This is a genomic window from Pseudomonas sp. HR1 (assembly GCF_030175875.1).
Lineage (GTDB): Bacteria > Pseudomonadota > Gammaproteobacteria > Pseudomonadales > Pseudomonadaceae > Chryseomonas > Chryseomonas oryzihabitans.
Map to the genome: position 1 here is coordinate 132202 of NZ_JASNRF010000004.1, position 17086 is coordinate 149287.

The window sequence follows — 17086 nt, forward strand, 5'->3', positions numbered from 1 at the left end:
CGATTCTTTCCTTGGGCGTGGTCGGGACTTACGAAGCGAGCGCGGTCGAGCTTCGCAGTCGTGGACTGACCAGTCGCAGGCAGCGGTGCTGCCGGAGGAGGATGAGGGTATGGGCGTTGTGCATGGCGCTTACGTTAGTCCGCCCAGGGCAGGTCTCGCAATGTTCTTTTTGAAATTGGCAGTAATGTTCGATCAGCGCGATTTTCTGATGATTTATTGCTGGATGAGGCTGGTTATTGGTGATTTCTAAAAGAGCGGGTTTGTGTTTTTTGTGTAACCCGAAATCGCCGGGGTGATCCCTGGCGTCGGGTTGGGGTCAATGCTGGACGATTCCCTGCAAACGAACGGAAGGAAGGCGTCCATGAAGACTCTGGTGCTGGCAGGGCTGGCGACCACCCTGATCGCCGGCTTGGCGTCGGCGGTCCAGGCCGCCGACAACCCCCTGGAGGCGGAACGCTGGAAGACGCGACCGCTGATCCTGGTGTCGCCGACGGCGAAGGATCCCCAGGTCGCGAAGCTTCGCGAAGAACTGGCGCAGCCGGCCAATCGCGAAGCCTTCGTCGAGCGGGAAATGGTGCTCTATACGGTGGTAGGTGACGCCGGCAGCCGCAACGACGAGCCGCTGCGGCCGGAGCAGACCCGGGCGCTGCTCAAGGCGCTGGACGCCCGCGCCGGCCAGCCGGCAACGCTCTATCTGGTGGGCAAGGACGGCGGGGTCAAGGTGCGGGAGCAGCAGGATTGGTCGCTCAAGGCGCTGTTCGGCACTATCGACCGGATGCCGATGCGGCGGTAGTCGTAGCTCCCTCACCCCAGCCCTCTCCCAAGGGGGAGAGGGGGTTCTCCGAGGCCATCCGGACGCCGTGTAGGTGGACAACGGCGCAGCCTTGTCCACGTGGGAGCGCCGAGTCACCGGAAACATTGCGGGCTGAGTGCCTGAGCTGATCGCGGCCATGGGCCGCTCCTACAGGCTCCGATGTGACCGTAGGAGCGGCCGCATCGGCGGACCGCCATGGCCGCGATAAGTACGGTGGCGTGCCGTCAGTGGAAAACGCTGGCGCGGTTTTCCACGCTACGGGGTTGGGGTTTTCCCTCACCCCAGCCCTCTCCCGGAGGGAGAGGGGGCCTGTCGAGGCAGCCGGATGCAGCGCAGGTTGGATTGGGCTTCAGCGATGTGGCTACTTCAACCCAACCTATTGCGTGAGGATATAGGCGTCCCAGCCTTCAGGCGTAGACGTAGGGCCCACCCTGCTCCAATGCCCGTTGATAAGCCGGACGTGCATGGATGCGCTTGAGGAAGTCCACCAGCTTGGGGCGCTTGCCGTTGTCCAGGCCGGCGCGGCTGGCGGCGGCTTCCAGGGGGAAGCTGAGCTGGATGTCGGCCGCGGTGAAGCTATCGCCGACGAACCAGCCGCTTGCGCCCAGCTGGCTTTCCAGGTAGTCCAGGTGCAGGTCGAGCTGGGGCTGGATGAAGCTGGCCGTGGCCTTGGCGGCGATGCCCTTGGCGATGGGTTTGGCAAAGAAGGGCATGGGCGAGGTGGCGATGCGGTCGAACACCAGCTTGAGCAGCAGCGGGGTCATGGCCGAGCCTTCGGCATAGTGCAGCCAGTAGGTGTAGCGCACGAACTCCGGGCTGTCCTGGGCGGGCAGCAGTTGCGGGCCGTAGCGCCGCGCCAGGTAGTCGACGATGGCGCCGGATTCGGCCAGGGTCAGGTCGCCGTCGACGATCACCGGCGACTTGCCCAGCGGATGCACCTTGCGCAACTCCGGCGGGGCGAACAGGCCGCCAGCTGCTCGCTCGTAGCGTTGCACCCGATACTCGATACCGAGCTCTTCGAGCAGCCAGAGCACCCGCTGGGAGCGGGAGTTGTTCAGGTGGTGGACGACGATCATGGTCTTTCCTTAGGCCTGGAGCGGGCGGGTCAGGGCGCCGGGGTGCCCGGTTCGCCGAGGGAGGTCATGGCCTCGGTTGGCTCCAGCCGCATGCGGAAATCGCGTCCGCTCGGGTGCTGGAACACATGGAGGCCGAATTCCGGGAGGATGGAGAGCAGGTGGTCGAAGATGTCCCCCTGGATGCCCTCATATTGCGCCCACACCGTGGTGTTGGTGAAGCAGTAGATCTCCACCGGCAGACCCTCGCTGGAGAGCGGCATCTGGCGCACCAGCAGGGTCATGCCCTGGTGCACTCCGGGATGGGCGCGCAGATAGCGTTCCACATAGGCGCGAAAGGTCCCCAGGTTGGTGACCCGGCGGGTGTTGACCGGCTCCTGGCCGCGTTTTTCCAGCTTGCGATTCCAGTCCGCCAGTTCCTGTTCCTTGGCGGTGAGGTAGTCGTCCAGCAGGTTGAAGCGGTGCAGGTGCTCGCGCTCGGCGTCGCTGAGGAAGTGCACGCTGTTCTGGTCGATGTTGAGCGCGCGCTTGATCCGTCGGCCACCGGCTTCCTGCATGCCGCGGTAGTTGCGGAAGGAGTCGGTGATGAATCTCTTGGTGGGGATGGTGGTGATGGTCTTGTCGAAGTTCTGCACCTTGACCGTGTGCAGGGCGATGTCGATGACGTCGCCGTCGGCGTTGAGCTGGGGCATCTCGATCCAGTCGCCGACGCGGATGATGTCGTTGCTGGAGATCTGCACGCTGGCCACCAGGGAGAGCAGGGTGTCCTGGAAGATCAGCAGCAGCACCGCGGCCATGGCGCCGAGGCCGGAGAGCAGGATCAGCGGCGAGCGGTCGATCAGGGTGGCGATCATCAGGATGACCGCGATGGCGTAGATGACGATCTTGCTGACCTGGACATAGCCCTTGATCGGCTTGAGCCGTGCCGAGGGCCGCCGCGAATAGAGCACGTTGACCACGTTCAGGGCGCTGCCCAGGGCCAGGGCGATGGTCAGCACGATGAAGGCGCTGCAGACGTTCTGCACCACGGTGACCAGGGCCTCGGGACGCCCGGGCACCAGTTCGATGCCGATCGACAGCACCAGGGCCGGGACGATGTTGGCCAGCCGGCCGATGACGCGGTGGTGATTGAGCTCCTGGTCCTGACCGAAGGAGGTGCTGCGCAGCAGGCGATAGAAGCCGCGCACCAGGATGCGCTTGACGATCCAGTTGAGCACCCAGGCCGCCAGCAGCAGGCCGAGGCAGGCGACCAGGGTGAGCAGTTGCGGGTGTTTTTCGAGGTCGTCGATCAGGTTGGTCAGGGCCGTGGGCATAGGGGGTCTCTTGACGGGATACTACGGGCGCCACGTTAGCAAAGCTGCGCCCAGCATGCCGTATTCGGCGCCTGTGCTCGGTCCAAGGTTCAGCCCTTCCAGGAAAAATTCCATGCGCGTTCTACCTGCCTTTTTCACCCTCGTCGCCGTGCTGCTGCTAGCCGGTTGCGCCGGACGTCCCTTCGGACCGCCGACCCTGGACGATCGCCTGGCCGACCTCGGCTATCGGCAGGGCGCGGCCATGGACACCATCCTGGGCTTCGATCTGTCCGGCTGGCACTACCTGGACACCCGGCACCTGGCGCTGGGCACCGGGTTGGGCCGCGCCTACCTGGTGGACTTCACCGTGCCCTGCCGCAATCTGGCCGCTGGCAATCGCCTCGGCTATCGCTCGCGGGCTGCCGGCCTGCGCCCGGGTGACGTCCTCGTCTCCACCGATGCCCGGGGCAACCGTATGGAGTGCCCCATCGGCGGGCTGTATCGCCTCGATCCCTGGCGCTGAAATCCCATGATCCTGACCCTCGGTCATTCCAATCATCCGCTGGCGCGCTATGTCGAGCTGCTGCAGGCGCAGGGGGTGACGGCGGTGGCCGATGTGCGCTCCCAACCCTATAGCCGCCATGTGCCCCAGTATCGCCGCGAGGCCCTGCGCGACGGTCTGGCCGCGGCGGGGATCGCCTATGTGTTCCTGGGCCGGGAGCTGGGCGCGCGCAGCCCGGATCCGGCGCATTACGAGGACGGACAGCTGCGCTATGACCGCCTGGCCGCCAGCGCGCCGTTCCAGCAGGGATTGCTGCGGCTGGAGCAGGGCCAGGCCCGCTGGCGCATCGCCCTGCTCTGCGCCGAGCGCGATCCCCTGACCTGTCATCGTGGCCTGCTGGTGGCGCCCTGCCTGGTGCGGCGGGGCCTGGCAGTGACCCATATCCATGCGGACGGTCGGCTGGAATCCCAGGCCGTGCTGGAAGACCGGCTATTGGCCGCGAGCGGTCTGGCGGACGGCGATCTCTTCAGTTCGCGCGAGGAACGGCTGGAGCGGGCCTATGCCCGCCACGGCTGGGGGCCAGGTGTCTAGCGCTCCACCGGCTCGCGCTTCTTCCACCAGCCGGCGAACAGGCCGACCGGATAGAGCGTCACCATGACGGCGAACACCACCCAGGTGCGCCAGGACCAGGCCGACAGCACGAAGCCCTGGGAAAAGCCCACCAGCAGATAGCAGGCCGCGGCGACCAGCAGGATGCTGCCGAGGGCGCTGCCGAAGCGGGGTCTTGGGGTCATGGCGGTCATTCCGGGTCGGGGTGGAGGCGGGCGTTCCTTTTAAGCCGAAGCCGGCTGTCTGGCAATGCCTGCGACTGCTACCAATTGTTTGCCACTGTTCAGGGCTTGAAGGCGCCGATGAAGATGCTCGGATCGACGCGCACGTCATTGAGGCTGACGTTCCAGTGCAGGTGCGGGCCGGTCGCGCGCCCGGTGCTGCCGACGCGACCGACCACCCCGCCACGGGGCACCTCCTGGCCGACCTGGACGTCGACGCGGGAGAGATGGCAGAACATGCTGATCAGCCCCTGGCCGTGGTCGACGAACACCGTCTTGCCGTTGAAGAAGTAGTCGCCCACCAGCACCACCTTGCCGGCCGCGGGCGCCTTGACCGGCGTGCCGGCGGGCACCGCGAAGTCCAGGCCGGAATGCGGATTGCGCTCCTGGCCATTGAAGAAGCGGCGCAGGCCGAAGGGACTGGAGAGCGGGCCGTCCACCGGCTTGTCGAGGAGCAGGTTGCTGGGCTGGTTCGGCGAGAACAGCCGGTAGGCGGCCTGCTGTTCGGCCAGCTCGCGCTCGAAGCGCTTGAGATCCTCGGGGTTGGGCGTGACCTGGCGCTGGTTCTTCAGGGTGATGCGCTGCTCGGCATAGTGGCGGTTGCCGACCGTGAAGGCCTGGGGTGCTGCGCCGGGGACCTCCAGCGGCTGGCGACCCGCGGCGGTGCCCAGGGGGATGCCGACGATGGCCACCCAGCCGTTGCCGTCCTTGACCACCAGCACCGGCTTGCCCTGGTAGCGCACCCGCGGCGCCGCGTCGCCGGGGATCGGCACCACGGCGACGCCGCCCGGCACGGGCTTGTCCAGCAGGCGTTGCAGGTAGGTACCGGCATGTGCGGGCAGGGCGAGGAACAGGCAGCAGAGCAGGGGCAGCAGGCGGGACATGGGGTTTTCCAACGGCGAAAACGCCCATGCTGGAGCAGGCGAGGGCCGCAGGGCAAGGCGCCCGCAGCCCGCTTCGTCAGTTGGGCACGATCTTGTAGAGCACGGTTTCCAAGGCCGGCTTCTGCTTGGGATCGAAGAAGCTCATTTCGGGGATGCGCGAATCCGTGACATAGACGGTGCCATCCGGTCCGCGACCGAAGGTGTCCGGCCAGATCAGTTTCTTGTCCTGCACCAGGGTGGTGAGCTGGCCGTTCTCGCGGATCTTCACCGCATGGTCTTCCACCGCGCTGACATAGAGGCGCCCTTGCGGGTCCATCAGCAGGCCATCGGCCGGACCGTTCTCGCCGACCTTTTCCACCTTGGCCGGCAGGCTGGCGAGGTCGTCGCCCTGCAGCGCCGCGGTGGCGATGCGGTAGAGGGTATTGCCCTTGACCGCCTGCCAGTAGAGGTAGTCGCCTGCCGGGGAGAGGGCGATGCCGTCGGCGGAGAATTCCACGCCGCGGCCATCCGGACGCACCAGCGGCTCGCCATCGGCCTTGACCTTGACGCCCTTCTCGGCCTGGGTGCTCGGATCGCCATCCAGGGCGCGCCGCGCCTTGCCGCTCTCCAGATCCAGAACCACCAGGGCGCCGCGGGCACCGGAATCGGTGATATAGGCGTGGCGACCGTCCGGGCTGAATCTCACGTCGTTGAGGTAGCTGCCCTGAGGCGCCACGCTTTCGTCCAGCGCATAGACCTTGCTCACCTGGTTGCTGGCCAGGTCGATCCTGACCAGCTTGGGTGCGCCGGGCACCACCAGCGCCTGGGCCGGAGCGCCCGGATCGATCACCCAGAGACTGCCGCGACCGTCGGCCACCACGGATTGCACGCAGACCCAGTGGTTGCCCGGGGTCAGCTCGTCGCGCTTGGCATTGCGCCAGCCGTTCCAGGCCGGGTCCGGATAGGGCACCAGGCTGCCATCGGGCTTGAGTTCAGCGACCGAGACCTCGCTGTCTTCGGTCCAGCGGGGGAAGTTGACGAAGATCCGTCCGCTCTCGCTGACGGTGACGCCGGTGACCTGGTGATCGAAGCTGGCGACCTTTTCCAGTTTTGCGCTGGATTCGGCGGCCAGGGCGACCGGTGCCAGGGGCAGGGCGGTCAGCAGGGTGGCCAGGGCGAGGCGGGAGAGGGCGGGTCTGGGCATGGCGGATTCCTGATGGGTGACCGGAAGGGCCGGTCCTGCAGGTACGACTGCGCCAGCCGCCCGGAAGATCGCCGGGGCCGACGGCCGGCCGGCCCTGGCCCCAGGCGGGAACGTCCGTGGAAATCCCGGGGTCCTCCTTCAAACCCCCAGGGAGAAGACCATGCCTCGTCTCATCACCAGCAGCCTGGCCCTGCTGACCCTCGGCGCTCTGCTCGCCGGTTGCGACAAGTCGCCGGAAACGCCACCACCCCAGCGCAGCGAGGTGGTGCAAAAGAGCGCGCCGGGCAGCGATCCGGCTACCCAGTCACCCGAGCGAACCGTGGAGCAGCCCCGCCAGTAGGGCTCAGCTCGCCGGCACGCCCTGCTGCCAGACATCCCAGTGTTCGACGATCTCCTGCACCAGCGGATTGCCGGTGCGATAGAGATTTTCCAGCGCCGGGGCGAAGCCGCCCTGCTTGGCGTAGTCGAGCAGGTTGTCGACCTCGGAGGCGCCCTTGGCCGGACGGTCGAAGTCCGAGCCGGCACGGACCACCGCCAGGCGTTGCAGGTCCACCTTGCCCAGACGGCTGGCGCGCAGCAGGGCCTCGTAGGTGGCGTTGTCCTCCTGCTGGGTGGTGCAGTAGCGGCCCTGGCCGTTGGTGAGCAGGCGGGTCCACTCCTCGGCGCGTTCGGAGAGGCGGGTGCCGGAATACCAGGTGTCGCCGGCCAGGGTGTCGCAGCGGGTCACCACCGGCGGCTGGTTGGCCGGGGCGTAGTCGTAGCGTTGGCGCCAGGCCTTGGATTCCGCGCTCTCGATCAGCTCGGCCTGGCGGGACAGGGCGTAGGCCTTGTCTCTCAGGCGCACATTGAGTTCGAACACCTCGGTCTTGTAGTCCAGCGGCGGTTTCTCGCCCGGCCCCCGGGTGTTGATGCCCAGGTAGCCGGTGGGCCAGTCCTTGGGCACGTCGCGAGGATCGAGCTCCCACTGGATACCGAAGTCCACCAGGTAGCGCGCCCAGGCGGTGGTGCCCAGGGTGCCTTCCTTGGGACTGATCCCGGCGATGCCAGCGATCAGGAAGTAGGTCTGTTTGAGGTCGAACTTGGGCGACAGGGTCAGCGCTAGGGTCGAGGCGGCGGCGTTGGCGTGCCCCATTCCAGTGGTCATCAGGCACACCCGTGCCTCATTGCAGAGCACATCCGGATAGTCGGCGGAGAGCCCGTCGACGGCGACCTTATGGGTGAGCTTGAGGCGATCGATCCAGGTCTGGGCCTCGGGGGCGAACATCGCCACGAGCATGACCTTGGGTTGCAGCGGCGCGGCGGGCGGGGTCTCGGCCTGGGCCGCGCCGGCCAGCAGGGCGGTGGTGAGGGGAAACAGGGAAGCGCGCAGAAGGGAATGCATGGAGGGCCTCGGTAGGGGGAAATCCTGACCGAGGGTTCAAGATACATGCCACCATCGGTCCGGGTTGGACCGATTAGTCCAACAGAGACAGAGTGGTGGGTTCTTGGTGATTGTCCAGTACCCGCACCGCCAGTTCGCCCTCGGCGAGGCGGGCAATGAGCTTTTGCCCATTGGCGACCTCGGCGGCGGACCGCACGGCATGGCCCCGCTCGTCGAGCAGGATGCTGTAGCCGCGACCCAGGGTCGCCAGGGGGCTGACGATCTGCAGCGTCTGCACGGTGCCGGTCAGGCGCTGCTGGCGCTCCTTCAACTGGCGCTGCATGACCCGGGGCAGCCGCTCGGCCAGTTGCTCCAGGCGCTGGCGCAACAGAGCCAGCTGGCGCCCGGGATGCTGGCCGGCCAGGCGGGTGTCCAGGTGCGCCAGGCGATCGCGGCGGCGATTCTGGGCGATGACATAGGCGCGGCGCAGGCGCAGGTCCAGGTCATCCAGCCGCTGGGCCTGCTGGCGCAGTCGTTCGCCGGGATGGCGCAGGCGGCGGCTGCAGGCTTCCAGACGCAGGCGCTCGCGGGCCAGGCGCTCGCGCATGCGCAGGAGCAGCTGGCGATGCAGGCCGTCCAGGCGCTGGCGCAGGTCGGCGCTGTGGGGCGCCAGCAACTCCGCGGCCGCCGACGGGGTAGGGGCGCGGACATCGGCGACGAAGTCGGCGATGGAGACATCGGTCTCGTGGCCGACGGCGCTCACCACCGGGGTCTGGCAGGCGGCCAGGGCGCGGGCCACGGGTTCTTCGTTGAAGCACCAGAGGTCTTCCAGGGAGCCGCCGCCGCGCGCCAGGATCAGCGCATCGAAGCCCTGGCGGTCGGCCAGTTGCAGGGCGCGGACGATCTGGGCGGTGGCCTCGCGGCCCTGCACCGCGGTGGGGACCAGGGTCAGCTCCACCTGGGGCGCGCGTCTCTTGAAGACGCTGACGATGTCGCGGATCACCGCGCCGGTCGGCGAGGAGACGATGCCGATGCGCTGCGGATGGGCGGGCAGCGGGCGCTTGCGTTCGGCGGCGAACAGGCCCTCGGCGGCCAGCCGCTCCTTGAGTGCCTCGAAGGCCAGGCGCAGGGCGCCGTCGCCGGCCGGTTCGACGCTGTCGAGGATCAGCTGGTAGTCGCCGCGGCCCTCGAACAGCGAGACCTTGCCGCGCACCTTGACCGCCAGGCCGTCGCGCAGCGCCTGGCGCACCCGGCTGGCGTGCTGGCGGAACAGCGCGCAACGCACCTGGGCCTGGCCGTCCTTGAGAGTGAAATAGAGATGGCCGGACGCCGGCTTGGCCAGGTTGGAGATCTCGCCCTCGACCCAGACCTGGGCGAAGACGTCCTCCAGCAGCACCCGGGCACGGCTGTTGAGCTGGCTGACGCTGAGCACCTCGCGGTCGAGACCGAGGCGGGCGAAGGGGTCCTTGAACATGGGGCGCTTTCTATGGCTTTCGTCGGCCTCACCTTAGCAGCTATGGGCGCGCGGCGAGCAGCGGATTAAGCTGCGCGCCCCATTCTTCGAGACCCGCGTTCCATGACCCTGCGCCAGACCATCCTCGCTCCCCGCATTTCCAGCCATCCACGGGTGGAGCGCACCGCCGTGGAGATCCTTGGCTGGCTCGCCGCCAGCGGCGTGGTCCGGGCCGAGGCCTCGCCCTGCCTGCCCAGCCGCGGCCGGCGGGGCCATGCGCCGGGTCCGCGACTGACCGAGGTGCTGCGCCTGGCGCCGGGCATGGACGATCCGCGCGACTATGCCGATGGCGGTCTGGAGATCGTCACCGAGCGCTGCATCTTCACCCCGCTGGACGGCTTCGAGGGGCGGGCGCGTTGCCCTGCCTGCCGTCGCGAGATCGGTGAAGCGCTGTTCGAGCACCTGGAGGTGTGGATGCCAGCAGAAAGCGACAACTTCGCCTGCCCGGAATGCGATCACGAAGACGACATCAACGGCTTCGATTTCCCCCAGCCCTGCGCCTTTTCCGATCTGGGCTTCATCTTCAACCACTGGCCGGCACGGGCCTTCGCTCCGGCCTTCCTGGAGGAATTCCGGAGAAGGCTGGGGCAGCCGTTGGCGGTGGTTGAGGTTTAGGAATTTTCCCGGGGGTTTATCGCGGCCATGGGCCGCTCCTACAAGCTCAGATTCATCTGTAGGAGCGGCCCATGGCCGCGATCACCAAAAAACCGATGTCTCGTAGGAGCGGCTGAATCGGCGGGCCGCCATGGCCGCGATAAGACAGGGGAGCGCATGGCGGCGCTGCGCTGGGTTTGTCCGTAGCGTAGAAAACCGCGCAGCGTTTTCCACTGGACGTCACCGTATGACAGTGGACAAGGCTGTGTCTTTGTCCACGCCACGACCTACGCCTTAAGCTTACGCAACCACTCCAGCCCCGCCGAGGTATCACCGCGCGGGCGGTACTCGCAGCCGATCCAGCCGTCGTAGCCGAGGGCGTCGAAGCGTTCGAACAGGTAGGGATAGTACAGCTCGCCCAGGTCCGGTTCGTGGCGGTCAGGGACGCCGGCGATCTGCACGTGGCCGATGCCGGCGAAGTCGCGCTCGAAGGTCTTGCTGACATCGCCCTCGACGATCTGGCAGTGGTAGCAGTCGAATTGCACCTTCAGATTGTCAGCGCCTATGGCCTGGCGGATGGCCTGGGCGTCGTCCTGGCGATTGAGGAAATAGCCGGGCATGTCGCGCGGGTTGATCGGCTCGATGAGGATCGTTACCCCGGCCTTGGCCGCCTGCTCGGCGGCATGGGCCAGGTTGCCCAGGTAGGTGTCGCGGGCGCGGGCCCGGTCGACCCCGGTGGGCAGCAGCCCAGCCATCACGTGCACCAGGCGATTGCCCAGCACGGCGGCGTAGTCCAGGGCGCGGTCGATGCCGGCGCGGCACTCGGCCTCGCGACCGGGCAGGGCGGCCAGGCCGCGCTCGCCAGCGGCCCAGTCACCGGGTGGGGCATTGAACAGCACCTGGGTCAGGCCGGCGGAGTCCAGCCGGGCCTTGATCTCGGCGGCGGTGTGCTCATAGGGAAAGAGGTATTCCACGGCCTGGAAACCATCCGCCGCGGCGGCGGCGAAGCGGTCGAGGAAGGCATGCTCGGGGTAGAGCATGCTGAGGTTGGCGGCGAAGCGGGGCATGGCTTGTCTCCCAGATCAGACGAAGGGCCAGAGCAGCAGGGTGATGGCGAAGCCCAGGCACCCCAGCAGGGTGGTCAGGACGGTCCAGGTACGCAAGCCGTCGGCGACGCTCAGGCCGACCAGCTTGGTGAAGATCCAGTAGCCGGCGTCGTTGATGTGCGACACGGCCAGGCCGCCGGCGCCCATGGCCAGGCACAGCAGGGCCATGTGGTTGGCCGAGAGGTCCAGGGTGGCGATCAGCGGGCCGAGGATGCCGGCGGTGGTGACCAGGGCCACGGTGGTGGAGCCCTGGACCGCGCGCAGCAGCAGGGTCAGCACGAAGCCCAGCGCCAGCACCGGCAGGCCGGTGGCGCGCAGCAGTTCCGAGACCACCGCGCCGATGCCGGTGTCCACCAGCACCTTGCCGAAGACGCCGCCGGCACCGGCGATGAGGATGACCATGGCTACGCCGGGCAGCGCCGAGCCGATGACGTCCGAGACCTGCTCGCGCGACCAGCCGCGGCGGAAGCCCAGCACATAGGCGCACAGCAGGGTGTCGATCAGCAGGGCCACCAGGGGCGCGCCGACCACGGTGAGGATGTCGCGCAGCAGGTTGCCGGCGGGCAGCCAGCTGGTGGCCAGGGTACCCAGGAGGATCAGCACGATGGGCAGCAGGATCAGGGTCACTACCAGACCGAAGCCGGGCGCCGGGGCGGGCGGCAGACCGGCGGCGAGGCCGGCCGGGGTCTCGTCGACCTTGACCGCGGCGGCGCCGAGGCTGGGCAGGCCGGGGGCCATGTCCTGGCCGCGGCCCCACTGCTGCAGGTGGGTGTCGGTGATCTGCGGACCATAGACGTCGCTACGGATATCGTCGGTCATGGGGTAGTGACGACGGGTCATGCGCCCGGCCACCCACCAGCCGATCAGGGCCAGCACGGCGGTGATCGGCAGGCCGAACAGCAGCACCCGACCGAGATCCGCGCCCAACTGGCCGGCGGCGGCCACGGCGCCCGGGTGGGGCGGCAGCATGGCGTGCACGGTGAGCATGGTGGCGCACATCGGCAGGGCGAAGACGATCAGCGGCTTGCGCGCAGTGCGGGCGATGCCATAGGCCAGCGGCATCAGCACGATCACACCGACCTCGAAGAACACCGGGATGCCGACCAGGAAGCCGGCCAGGGTCAGCGCCAGCGGCGTGCGTCGGTTGCCGAAGCGCTCGATCAGCGTCTTGGCCAGGGCCTCGGCGCCACCGGAGAGTTCGATGATGCGACCGATCATGGCGCCCAGGGCGATGATGATGGCGATGTGGCCGAGGATCTTGCCCATGCCGCCTTCGATGGTCGCCACCAGCTTGGACGGCTCGACCCCGGCGGCCAGGGCCACCAGGATGCTCACCAGCATCAGCGCCACGAAGGGCTGGAATTTGTACTTGAGAACCAGGAACAGCAGCAGGGCGATGCCCGCCGCGGCGATGAGGACCAGCAGCAACGGACTCATGAACGGGACTCCGGGCGGATGGGGCTGACGACGTGGGACATGGCACTTTCCTCGCTATTGTTGTTTTTCCAGGGCAAGCCGATCCCGCGACGGCCAATGAGGGCCATCGTGGGGGTATTGCGGTAACGCGGGCTTCAGGTCACCAGACGGCGCCGAAGGTCTCCGCCAGTTCGGCCAGCGCGGCGGCATCCAGCGGCGCCGGGCGCGGCTCGGTCAGCAGCCACAGCCGCGCGGTTTCTTCCAGCTCCTCCAGGGCGAAGCTGGCCTTGCTCACGCTGCTTTCCCAGACCACCGGACCGAGGCGTTCGAGCATCACGCCGCGGACCCGGTTGGCCAGTTGCGCCACCTGCTCGGCGACGCTGGCGGCGCCGGGGCGGGCGTAGGGAATCAGCGGGATATGACCGACCTTCATCACCTGGTAGGGGGTGATGGGCGGCAGGATGTCGTCCGGGCGCCAGACGCCGGCCAGGGTCAGGGCCACCAGGTGGGTGGAGTGGGTATGCACCACGCCGCCCACGCCGGGATTGCGGTCATAGACCTGGCGATGCAGGGCCAGGGTCTTGGACGGCTTGTCGCCGGAGACCCAGTCGCCGTTCAGGCCGACCTTGGCGATGGCCGCCGGATCGAGGCGACCCAGGCAGGCATCGGTGGGGGTGATCAGCCAGCCGTCTTCCAGGCGGGCGCTGATGTTGCCGGCGCTGCCCACGGTGTAGCCGCGGGCATAGAGGCTGGCGCCGACGGTGCAGATCTCTTCGCGTAGCCGGGCTTCGGCGCTCATGGCTGTTCTCCCGCCAGCTGGCGCAGGGCCTTGGCGAAGAAGTCGCGACTGCCGAAATTGCCGGACTTGAGCGCCAAGGCCAGGGGTTCGCCCTGCACCTGGCCGAGGGTGGCCGGCACGCCCGGATCGATCTGGGCGCCGATGCGCAGGGCTTGTACGCCCAGGGCCTGGACCACGGCGCCGGAGGTCTCGCCACCGGCCACCACCACACGGCGTACGCCGCTGTCGAACAGGCCGCGGGCGATCTGGCCCAGGGCACGCTCCACCAGTTCACCGGCGCGCGCCACGCCCAGCTCGCGCTGGATGGCCTTGACCTCGTCGGCGGGGCTGGTGGCATAGATCAGCACGGCCTGGTCCTGCTCGCGCGCCCAGGCGAGGGCGGCGTCGATGGTGTCGTCACCCTGGGCAAGGGCTAGGGGGTCGAGGCGCAGGGCCGGGCGCCCGGCTTCCAGCCAGGCAGCGACCTGGCCATTGGTAGCCTGGGACGCACTGCCGGCCAGCACGGCTTCGCCACCGGTGGGCAACTTTAGGGCGGCGGCGTCGTGCGCCTGCAGTAGACCGGCGCGGCGGAAATTCTCCGGCAGGCCCTGGGCGATGCCCGAACCACCGGTGACCAGGGGCAGCTCGGCACAGGCCGCGCCCAGGGTGTGCAGATCGGCATCGGAAAGGGCATCGGCGATGGCCAGACGATGACCCGAAGTCCGGAGCTCGGCGATGGCCGCGCGCACGGCCTCGGGGCCCTTGGCGACCTGGTCGTAGCGCAGCAGCCCTACCTTGCCGCGACTCTGGGCCTGCAGCACCCGCACCAGGTTGGCATCGCTCATGGGCGTCAGCGGGTGGTGCTGCATGCCGGATTCGCTGAGCAGCTGGTCCTGTACGAACAGGTGGCCACGGAACAGGGTGCGGCCGGTCTCCGGGAAGGCCGGGCAGGCCAGGGTGAAGTCGTAGTCCAGCGCCTCCTGCAGGGCCTCGGCCACCGGGCCGATGTTGCCTTCCGCGGTGGAGTCGAAGGTGGAGCAGTACTTGAAGAAGAACTGCCGGCAGCCACGCTGGCGCAGCCAGGCGAGGGCGGCCAGGGATTCGCTCACCGCCTCGGCCGCCGGCGTGGTGCGGGATTTCAGCGCCACTACCACGGCGTCGGCGGCTTCCAGTTCGGCGTCGGCAGCGGGCACGCCGATCACCTGCACGGTGCGCATGCCGCCGCGCACCAGCATGTTGGCGAGATCGGTGGCGCCGGTGAAGTCGTCGGCGATGCAGCCCAGCAGCGGGCGGGTCTCGGTCGCGCTCATCGGTCTCACTCCGCGGCCTTGGGCAGCTCGATGCCCGGGAAGATCTTGATCACCGCCGAGTCGTCTTCACGACCGTAGCCGGCAGTGGAGGCCTGCATGAACATCTGGTGGGCGGTGGCCGACAGCGGCAGCGGGAATTTCGAGGTGCGCGCGGTATCCAGTACCAGGCCCAGGTCCTTGACGAAGATGTCCACGGCGGACAGCGGGGTGTAGTCGGCCTTGAGGATGTGCGGCACGCGATTCTCGAACATCCAGGAGTTGCCGGCGCTGTGGGTGATGACCTCGTAGAGGGCCTCCGGATCGACCCCTTCACGCAGGCCCAGGGCCATGGCCTCGGCGGAGGCGGCGATGTGCACCCCGGCCAGGAGCTGGTTGATGATCTTGACCTTGGAACCCTGGCCGGGGGCGTCGCCCAGGCGATAGACCTTGCCGGCCATGGCGGCCAGGACCGCTTCGCCCTTGGCATAGGCTTCCGCGGTGCCGGAGGTCATCATGGTCATCTCGCCACTGGCGGCCTTGGCGGCGCCCCCGGACAGCGGGGCGTCCAGCAGCAGGATGCCGCGCTCGGCCAGGCGCTCGCCCAGCTCCACGGCGTAGGCCGGAGCCACGGTGGCGCAGGCGATCACCAGGCTGCCCGGACGCAGGGCGGCAACCGCGCCCTGCTCACCGAACAGCACGGCTTCGGTCTGCTCGGCGTTGACCACCACGGTGATGAGGATGTCGCAGCTGTCGGCCAGGGCCGCAGGCGAGGTACAGGCCACGCCGCCTTCGCTGGCGAAGGCTTCCAGCACGCTGGCGCGCACGTCGCAGGCATGCACGGCGAAGCCGGCCCGCAGCAGCGAACGGGCGACGCCCAGACCCATGGCCCCGAGGCCGATGACACCGACGTTGTCTTGCATCTTGTTGTTCTCCGTAAAAGGTCAGGCGAAGCCGGCCTGCCGCAGGCGGCGGGCGGCGTTGTAGATGTGCTGGCGGGCGGCGTTGGCGGCGGCCAGGGGATCGCCGAGGCGAATGGCGGCGACGATGGCCTGGTGTTCTTCGTGCACCTGACGGGAGAAGTCCTCGCGCCGCGCCTCGTTGGTGCGGGTGATGCGGGTGGCCGTCTCGAGGTACTGGCTGACGAATTCCAGGGTCCTGATGAAGTAGGGATTGCCGGTGGCCTGGGCGATGGTGCGATGGAAGGCCACGTCGGCGCGTACGCCGTCATGGCCGTCGGCGACCTCTTCGTCGATGGCGGCCAGGGCCTCGTCAATGGCGACCAGATCGGTCTCGCTGCGGTTGATGGCGGCTTCGGAGGCGATCTCGGCCTCGATGGCGCGACGCAGGTCCAGCAGGTGGAAGACGCTGCCGGGCAGGCTGGCTTCGTCGGCGTCGATGCGCAGCGGACGGATGCTGGCGTGAGCGGTGACGAAGATGCCGCGACCCTGCTGGGGCTGCAGCACGCCTTCGTTCTTCAGCCGCGAGATGGCCTCGCGCACCACGGTACGGCTGACGCCGAAGGCTTCGGAAAGCAGGGCTTCGCTGGGGATCTTGCTGCCGGGGGCGAAGACACCGGCTTCGATCTTGTCCAGCAGCTGCTGAGCGACACTGTCGCTCAGGACATTGGCGGGAACCTTGGCGAACATGGAGACCTGCTTATGTGGTTGTAAGGTTGTCATACAGGTTGTAGCGCTACTTTCGCACAGGCTTTTGCCTTTGTGTAGTGGTTTGGGCTGAGGCACTACGGAATTTTTGTGATGGATTCTACGGCTGGCAGAAGCGGGCTAGAGCGGCTATTAAGTGTTATAATATAACATTTGCGGATGGAGGGCTGGTCGATGACCGCTGAAGAACTGCTGGCGCTACCTGCCGCGGACTACATGAACGAGGTCCAGCGCGCATTCTTTCGCCAGTTGCTGCTGACCCAGCGTGGCGATCTGCAGCGCCTGATCGACGAGCAGGTGGAAGACCTGCGCGGCCTGGACACCCACGGCGATCCGGCCGACGTCGGCAATGCCGAGCAGGAACGCCAGTGGCAACTGCGCCAGCTGGAACGGGAAAAGAAGCTGCTGGACAAGATCGACGCTGCCTTGGAGCGCCTGGCCCGCGACGACTACGGCTGGTGCCAGGAGACCGGCGAACCTATCGGCCTCGCGCGGCTGCTGCTGAGACCCACCGCGACCCTCAGCGTGGAAGCCAAGGAGCGCCAGGAACAGCGGGAGCGGCATCTGCAGTCGTCGTGAGGGATTCGCGGTTGGGCTTCCCTCACCCCAACCCTCTCCCTGGGGGAGAGGGGGCGGTATGGAGCGGCGGAGGACCCTGCAAGGGGCGTAGGGTGGAAAACCGCGCAGCGTTTTCCACGCGTTCAAGGGCTCAGGCGTGAAGGGCTTCCCTCACCCCAACCCTCTCCCGGGGGGGAGAGGGGCGGTATGGAGCGGCGGAGGACCCCGCA

19 protein-coding genes are annotated in these 17086 nt (G+C 67.9%); 6 read left to right on the plus strand and 13 right to left on the minus strand.

Going from position 1 to position 17086, the window contains the following annotated elements; translation table 11 throughout:
- Positions 1–361: 361 nt before the first annotated feature.
- Complete coding sequence (locus tag QKY98_RS15900; protein WP_284671228.1) at positions 362–793, plus strand: DUF4174 domain-containing protein; 432 nt, start codon at positions 362–364, stop codon at positions 791–793.
- Positions 794–1221: 428 nt separating this feature from the next.
- Here QKY98_RS15900 and QKY98_RS15905 read toward each other — a convergent pair whose 3' ends face one another.
- Both QKY98_RS15905 and QKY98_RS15910 read right to left on the minus strand, forming a co-directional pair.
- A complete protein-coding gene (locus tag QKY98_RS15905) occupies positions 1222–1890 on the minus strand; it encodes a glutathione S-transferase family protein (RefSeq protein ID WP_181126063.1) in 669 nt (222 codons plus the stop codon).
- Between the two features lie 29 nt (positions 1891–1919).
- Positions 1920–3200, minus strand: coding sequence for a mechanosensitive ion channel family protein (locus tag QKY98_RS15910; RefSeq protein ID WP_027598333.1), 1281 nt, complete (start codon positions 3198–3200; stop codon positions 1920–1922).
- 112 nt (positions 3201–3312) lie between these two features.
- On the opposite strand from QKY98_RS15910, the gene QKY98_RS15915 reads away from it, so the two are divergent.
- Positions 3313–3702: a DUF6491 family protein gene (locus QKY98_RS15915; protein ID WP_042138562.1), complete on the plus strand. Its 390-nt coding sequence runs from the start codon at positions 3313–3315 to the stop codon at positions 3700–3702.
- 6 nt (positions 3703–3708) lie between these two features.
- Positions 3709–4272 (plus strand): DUF488 domain-containing protein, encoded by a 564-nt coding sequence (locus QKY98_RS15920; protein ID WP_284671229.1) that lies wholly within the window; start codon positions 3709–3711, stop codon positions 4270–4272.
- Here the strand turns inward: QKY98_RS15920 and QKY98_RS15925 are convergent.
- From QKY98_RS15925 to QKY98_RS15935, 3 genes are all read right to left on the minus strand, one after another.
- Entirely contained in the window at positions 4269–4475 is a 207-nt protein-coding gene (locus QKY98_RS15925; RefSeq protein ID WP_007163073.1) for a hypothetical protein, read from the minus strand. The genes QKY98_RS15920 and QKY98_RS15925 overlap by 4 nt on opposite strands.
- A 98-nt stretch (positions 4476–4573) precedes the next feature.
- The gene (locus QKY98_RS15930; protein WP_284671230.1) at positions 4574–5395 is read right to left on the minus strand and encodes a peptidoglycan DD-metalloendopeptidase family protein; all 822 of its coding nucleotides are present in this window, start codon (positions 5393–5395) and stop codon (positions 4574–4576) included.
- Positions 5396–5471: 76 nt separating this feature from the next.
- On the minus strand, positions 5472–6578 hold the full coding sequence (locus tag QKY98_RS15935; RefSeq protein WP_284671231.1) for an L-dopachrome tautomerase-related protein: 1107 nt from the start codon (positions 6576–6578) through the stop codon (positions 5472–5474).
- Between the two features lie 160 nt (positions 6579–6738).
- Between QKY98_RS15935 and QKY98_RS15940 the strand changes: the two genes are divergently transcribed.
- On the plus strand, positions 6739–6918 hold the full coding sequence (locus QKY98_RS15940; protein WP_027598327.1) for a hypothetical protein: 180 nt from the start codon (positions 6739–6741) through the stop codon (positions 6916–6918).
- A gap of 3 nt (positions 6919–6921) precedes the next feature.
- Here QKY98_RS15940 and QKY98_RS15945 read toward each other — a convergent pair whose 3' ends face one another.
- Positions 6922–7959: a purine-nucleoside phosphorylase gene (locus QKY98_RS15945; RefSeq protein WP_284671232.1), complete on the minus strand. Its 1038-nt coding sequence runs from the start codon at positions 7957–7959 to the stop codon at positions 6922–6924.
- Between the two features lie 73 nt (positions 7960–8032).
- A complete protein-coding gene (xseA, locus tag QKY98_RS15950) occupies positions 8033–9412 on the minus strand; it encodes an exodeoxyribonuclease VII large subunit (RefSeq protein ID WP_284671233.1) in 1380 nt (459 codons plus the stop codon).
- A 102-nt stretch (positions 9413–9514) separates the two neighbouring features.
- Here xseA and QKY98_RS15955 point away from each other — a divergent pair, with 102 nt between their 5' ends.
- Positions 9515–10066 carry a hypothetical protein gene (locus tag QKY98_RS15955; protein WP_027601495.1) on the plus strand — a complete coding sequence of 184 codons (552 nt, stop codon included), beginning with the start codon at positions 9515–9517 and terminating at the stop codon, positions 10064–10066.
- Positions 10067–10332: 266 nt separating this feature from the next.
- Here QKY98_RS15955 and otnI read toward each other — a convergent pair whose 3' ends face one another.
- The 6 genes from otnI to QKY98_RS15985 form a co-directional block, all read right to left on the minus strand.
- Complete coding sequence (gene otnI / locus QKY98_RS15960; protein ID WP_284671234.1) at positions 10333–11112, minus strand: 2-oxo-tetronate isomerase; 780 nt, start codon at positions 11110–11112, stop codon at positions 10333–10335.
- Between the two features lie 15 nt (positions 11113–11127).
- Positions 11128–12588: a GntT/GntP/DsdX family permease gene (locus QKY98_RS15965; RefSeq protein WP_027601498.1), complete on the minus strand. Its 1461-nt coding sequence runs from the start codon at positions 12586–12588 to the stop codon at positions 11128–11130.
- 139 nt (positions 12589–12727) lie between these two features.
- Entirely contained in the window at positions 12728–13366 is a 639-nt protein-coding gene (gene otnC, locus QKY98_RS15970) for a 3-oxo-tetronate 4-phosphate decarboxylase (protein WP_144948281.1), read from the minus strand.
- On the minus strand, positions 13363–14655 hold the full coding sequence (gene otnK / locus QKY98_RS15975; protein WP_284671235.1) for a 3-oxo-tetronate kinase: 1293 nt from the start codon (positions 14653–14655) through the stop codon (positions 13363–13365). The genes otnC and otnK overlap by 4 nt, the downstream gene beginning before the upstream one ends.
- Before the next feature lie 5 nt (positions 14656–14660).
- Positions 14661–15554 carry an L-threonate dehydrogenase gene (gene ltnD, locus QKY98_RS15980; protein ID WP_027601501.1) on the minus strand — a complete coding sequence of 298 codons (894 nt, stop codon included), beginning with the start codon at positions 15552–15554 and terminating at the stop codon, positions 14661–14663.
- A gap of 21 nt (positions 15555–15575) precedes the next feature.
- Entirely contained in the window at positions 15576–16280 is a 705-nt protein-coding gene (locus QKY98_RS15985; RefSeq protein WP_044341678.1) for a FadR/GntR family transcriptional regulator, read from the minus strand.
- Between the two features lie 192 nt (positions 16281–16472).
- On the opposite strand from QKY98_RS15985, the gene dksA reads away from it, so the two are divergent.
- Positions 16473–16877, plus strand: coding sequence for an RNA polymerase-binding protein DksA (gene dksA / locus QKY98_RS15990; protein WP_044341679.1), 405 nt, complete (start codon positions 16473–16475; stop codon positions 16875–16877).
- Positions 16878–17086: the final 209 nt, after the last annotated feature.

Coding starts and splice junctions, on each gene's coding strand:
- ltnD (WP_027601501.1), bottom strand. CDS start 15,554: ATGCAAGACAACGTCGGTGTCATCGGCCTCGGGGCCATGGGTCTGGGC.
- QKY98_RS15955 (WP_027601495.1), top strand. CDS start 9,515: ATGACCCTGCGCCAGACCATCCTCGCTCCCCGCATTTCCAGCCATCCA.
- QKY98_RS15985 (WP_044341678.1), bottom strand. CDS start 16,280: ATGTTCGCCAAGGTTCCCGCCAATGTCCTGAGCGACAGTGTCGCTCAG.
- otnI (WP_284671234.1), bottom strand. CDS start 11,112: ATGCCCCGCTTCGCCGCCAACCTCAGCATGCTCTACCCCGAGCATGCC.
- QKY98_RS15965 (WP_027601498.1), bottom strand. CDS start 12,588: ATGAGTCCGTTGCTGCTGGTCCTCATCGCCGCGGCGGGCATCGCCCTG.
- otnC (WP_144948281.1), bottom strand. CDS start 13,366: ATGAGCGCCGAAGCCCGGCTACGCGAAGAGATCTGCACCGTCGGCGCC.
- QKY98_RS15900 (WP_284671228.1), top strand. CDS start 362: ATGAAGACTCTGGTGCTGGCAGGGCTGGCGACCACCCTGATCGCCGGC.
- QKY98_RS15920 (WP_284671229.1), top strand. CDS start 3,709: ATGATCCTGACCCTCGGTCATTCCAATCATCCGCTGGCGCGCTATGTC.
- QKY98_RS15940 (WP_027598327.1), top strand. CDS start 6,739: ATGCCTCGTCTCATCACCAGCAGCCTGGCCCTGCTGACCCTCGGCGCT.
- dksA (WP_044341679.1), top strand. CDS start 16,473: ATGACCGCTGAAGAACTGCTGGCGCTACCTGCCGCGGACTACATGAAC.
- QKY98_RS15925 (WP_007163073.1), bottom strand. CDS start 4,475: ATGACCCCAAGACCCCGCTTCGGCAGCGCCCTCGGCAGCATCCTGCTG.
- QKY98_RS15905 (WP_181126063.1), bottom strand. CDS start 1,890: ATGATCGTCGTCCACCACCTGAACAACTCCCGCTCCCAGCGGGTGCTC.
- QKY98_RS15915 (WP_042138562.1), top strand. CDS start 3,313: ATGCGCGTTCTACCTGCCTTTTTCACCCTCGTCGCCGTGCTGCTGCTA.
- QKY98_RS15945 (WP_284671232.1), bottom strand. CDS start 7,959: ATGCATTCCCTTCTGCGCGCTTCCCTGTTTCCCCTCACCACCGCCCTG.
- xseA (WP_284671233.1), bottom strand. CDS start 9,412: ATGTTCAAGGACCCCTTCGCCCGCCTCGGTCTCGACCGCGAGGTGCTC.
- QKY98_RS15930 (WP_284671230.1), bottom strand. CDS start 5,395: ATGTCCCGCCTGCTGCCCCTGCTCTGCTGCCTGTTCCTCGCCCTGCCC.
- otnK (WP_284671235.1), bottom strand. CDS start 14,655: ATGAGCGCGACCGAGACCCGCCCGCTGCTGGGCTGCATCGCCGACGAC.
- QKY98_RS15910 (WP_027598333.1), bottom strand. CDS start 3,200: ATGCCCACGGCCCTGACCAACCTGATCGACGACCTCGAAAAACACCCG.
- QKY98_RS15935 (WP_284671231.1), bottom strand. CDS start 6,578: ATGCCCAGACCCGCCCTCTCCCGCCTCGCCCTGGCCACCCTGCTGACC.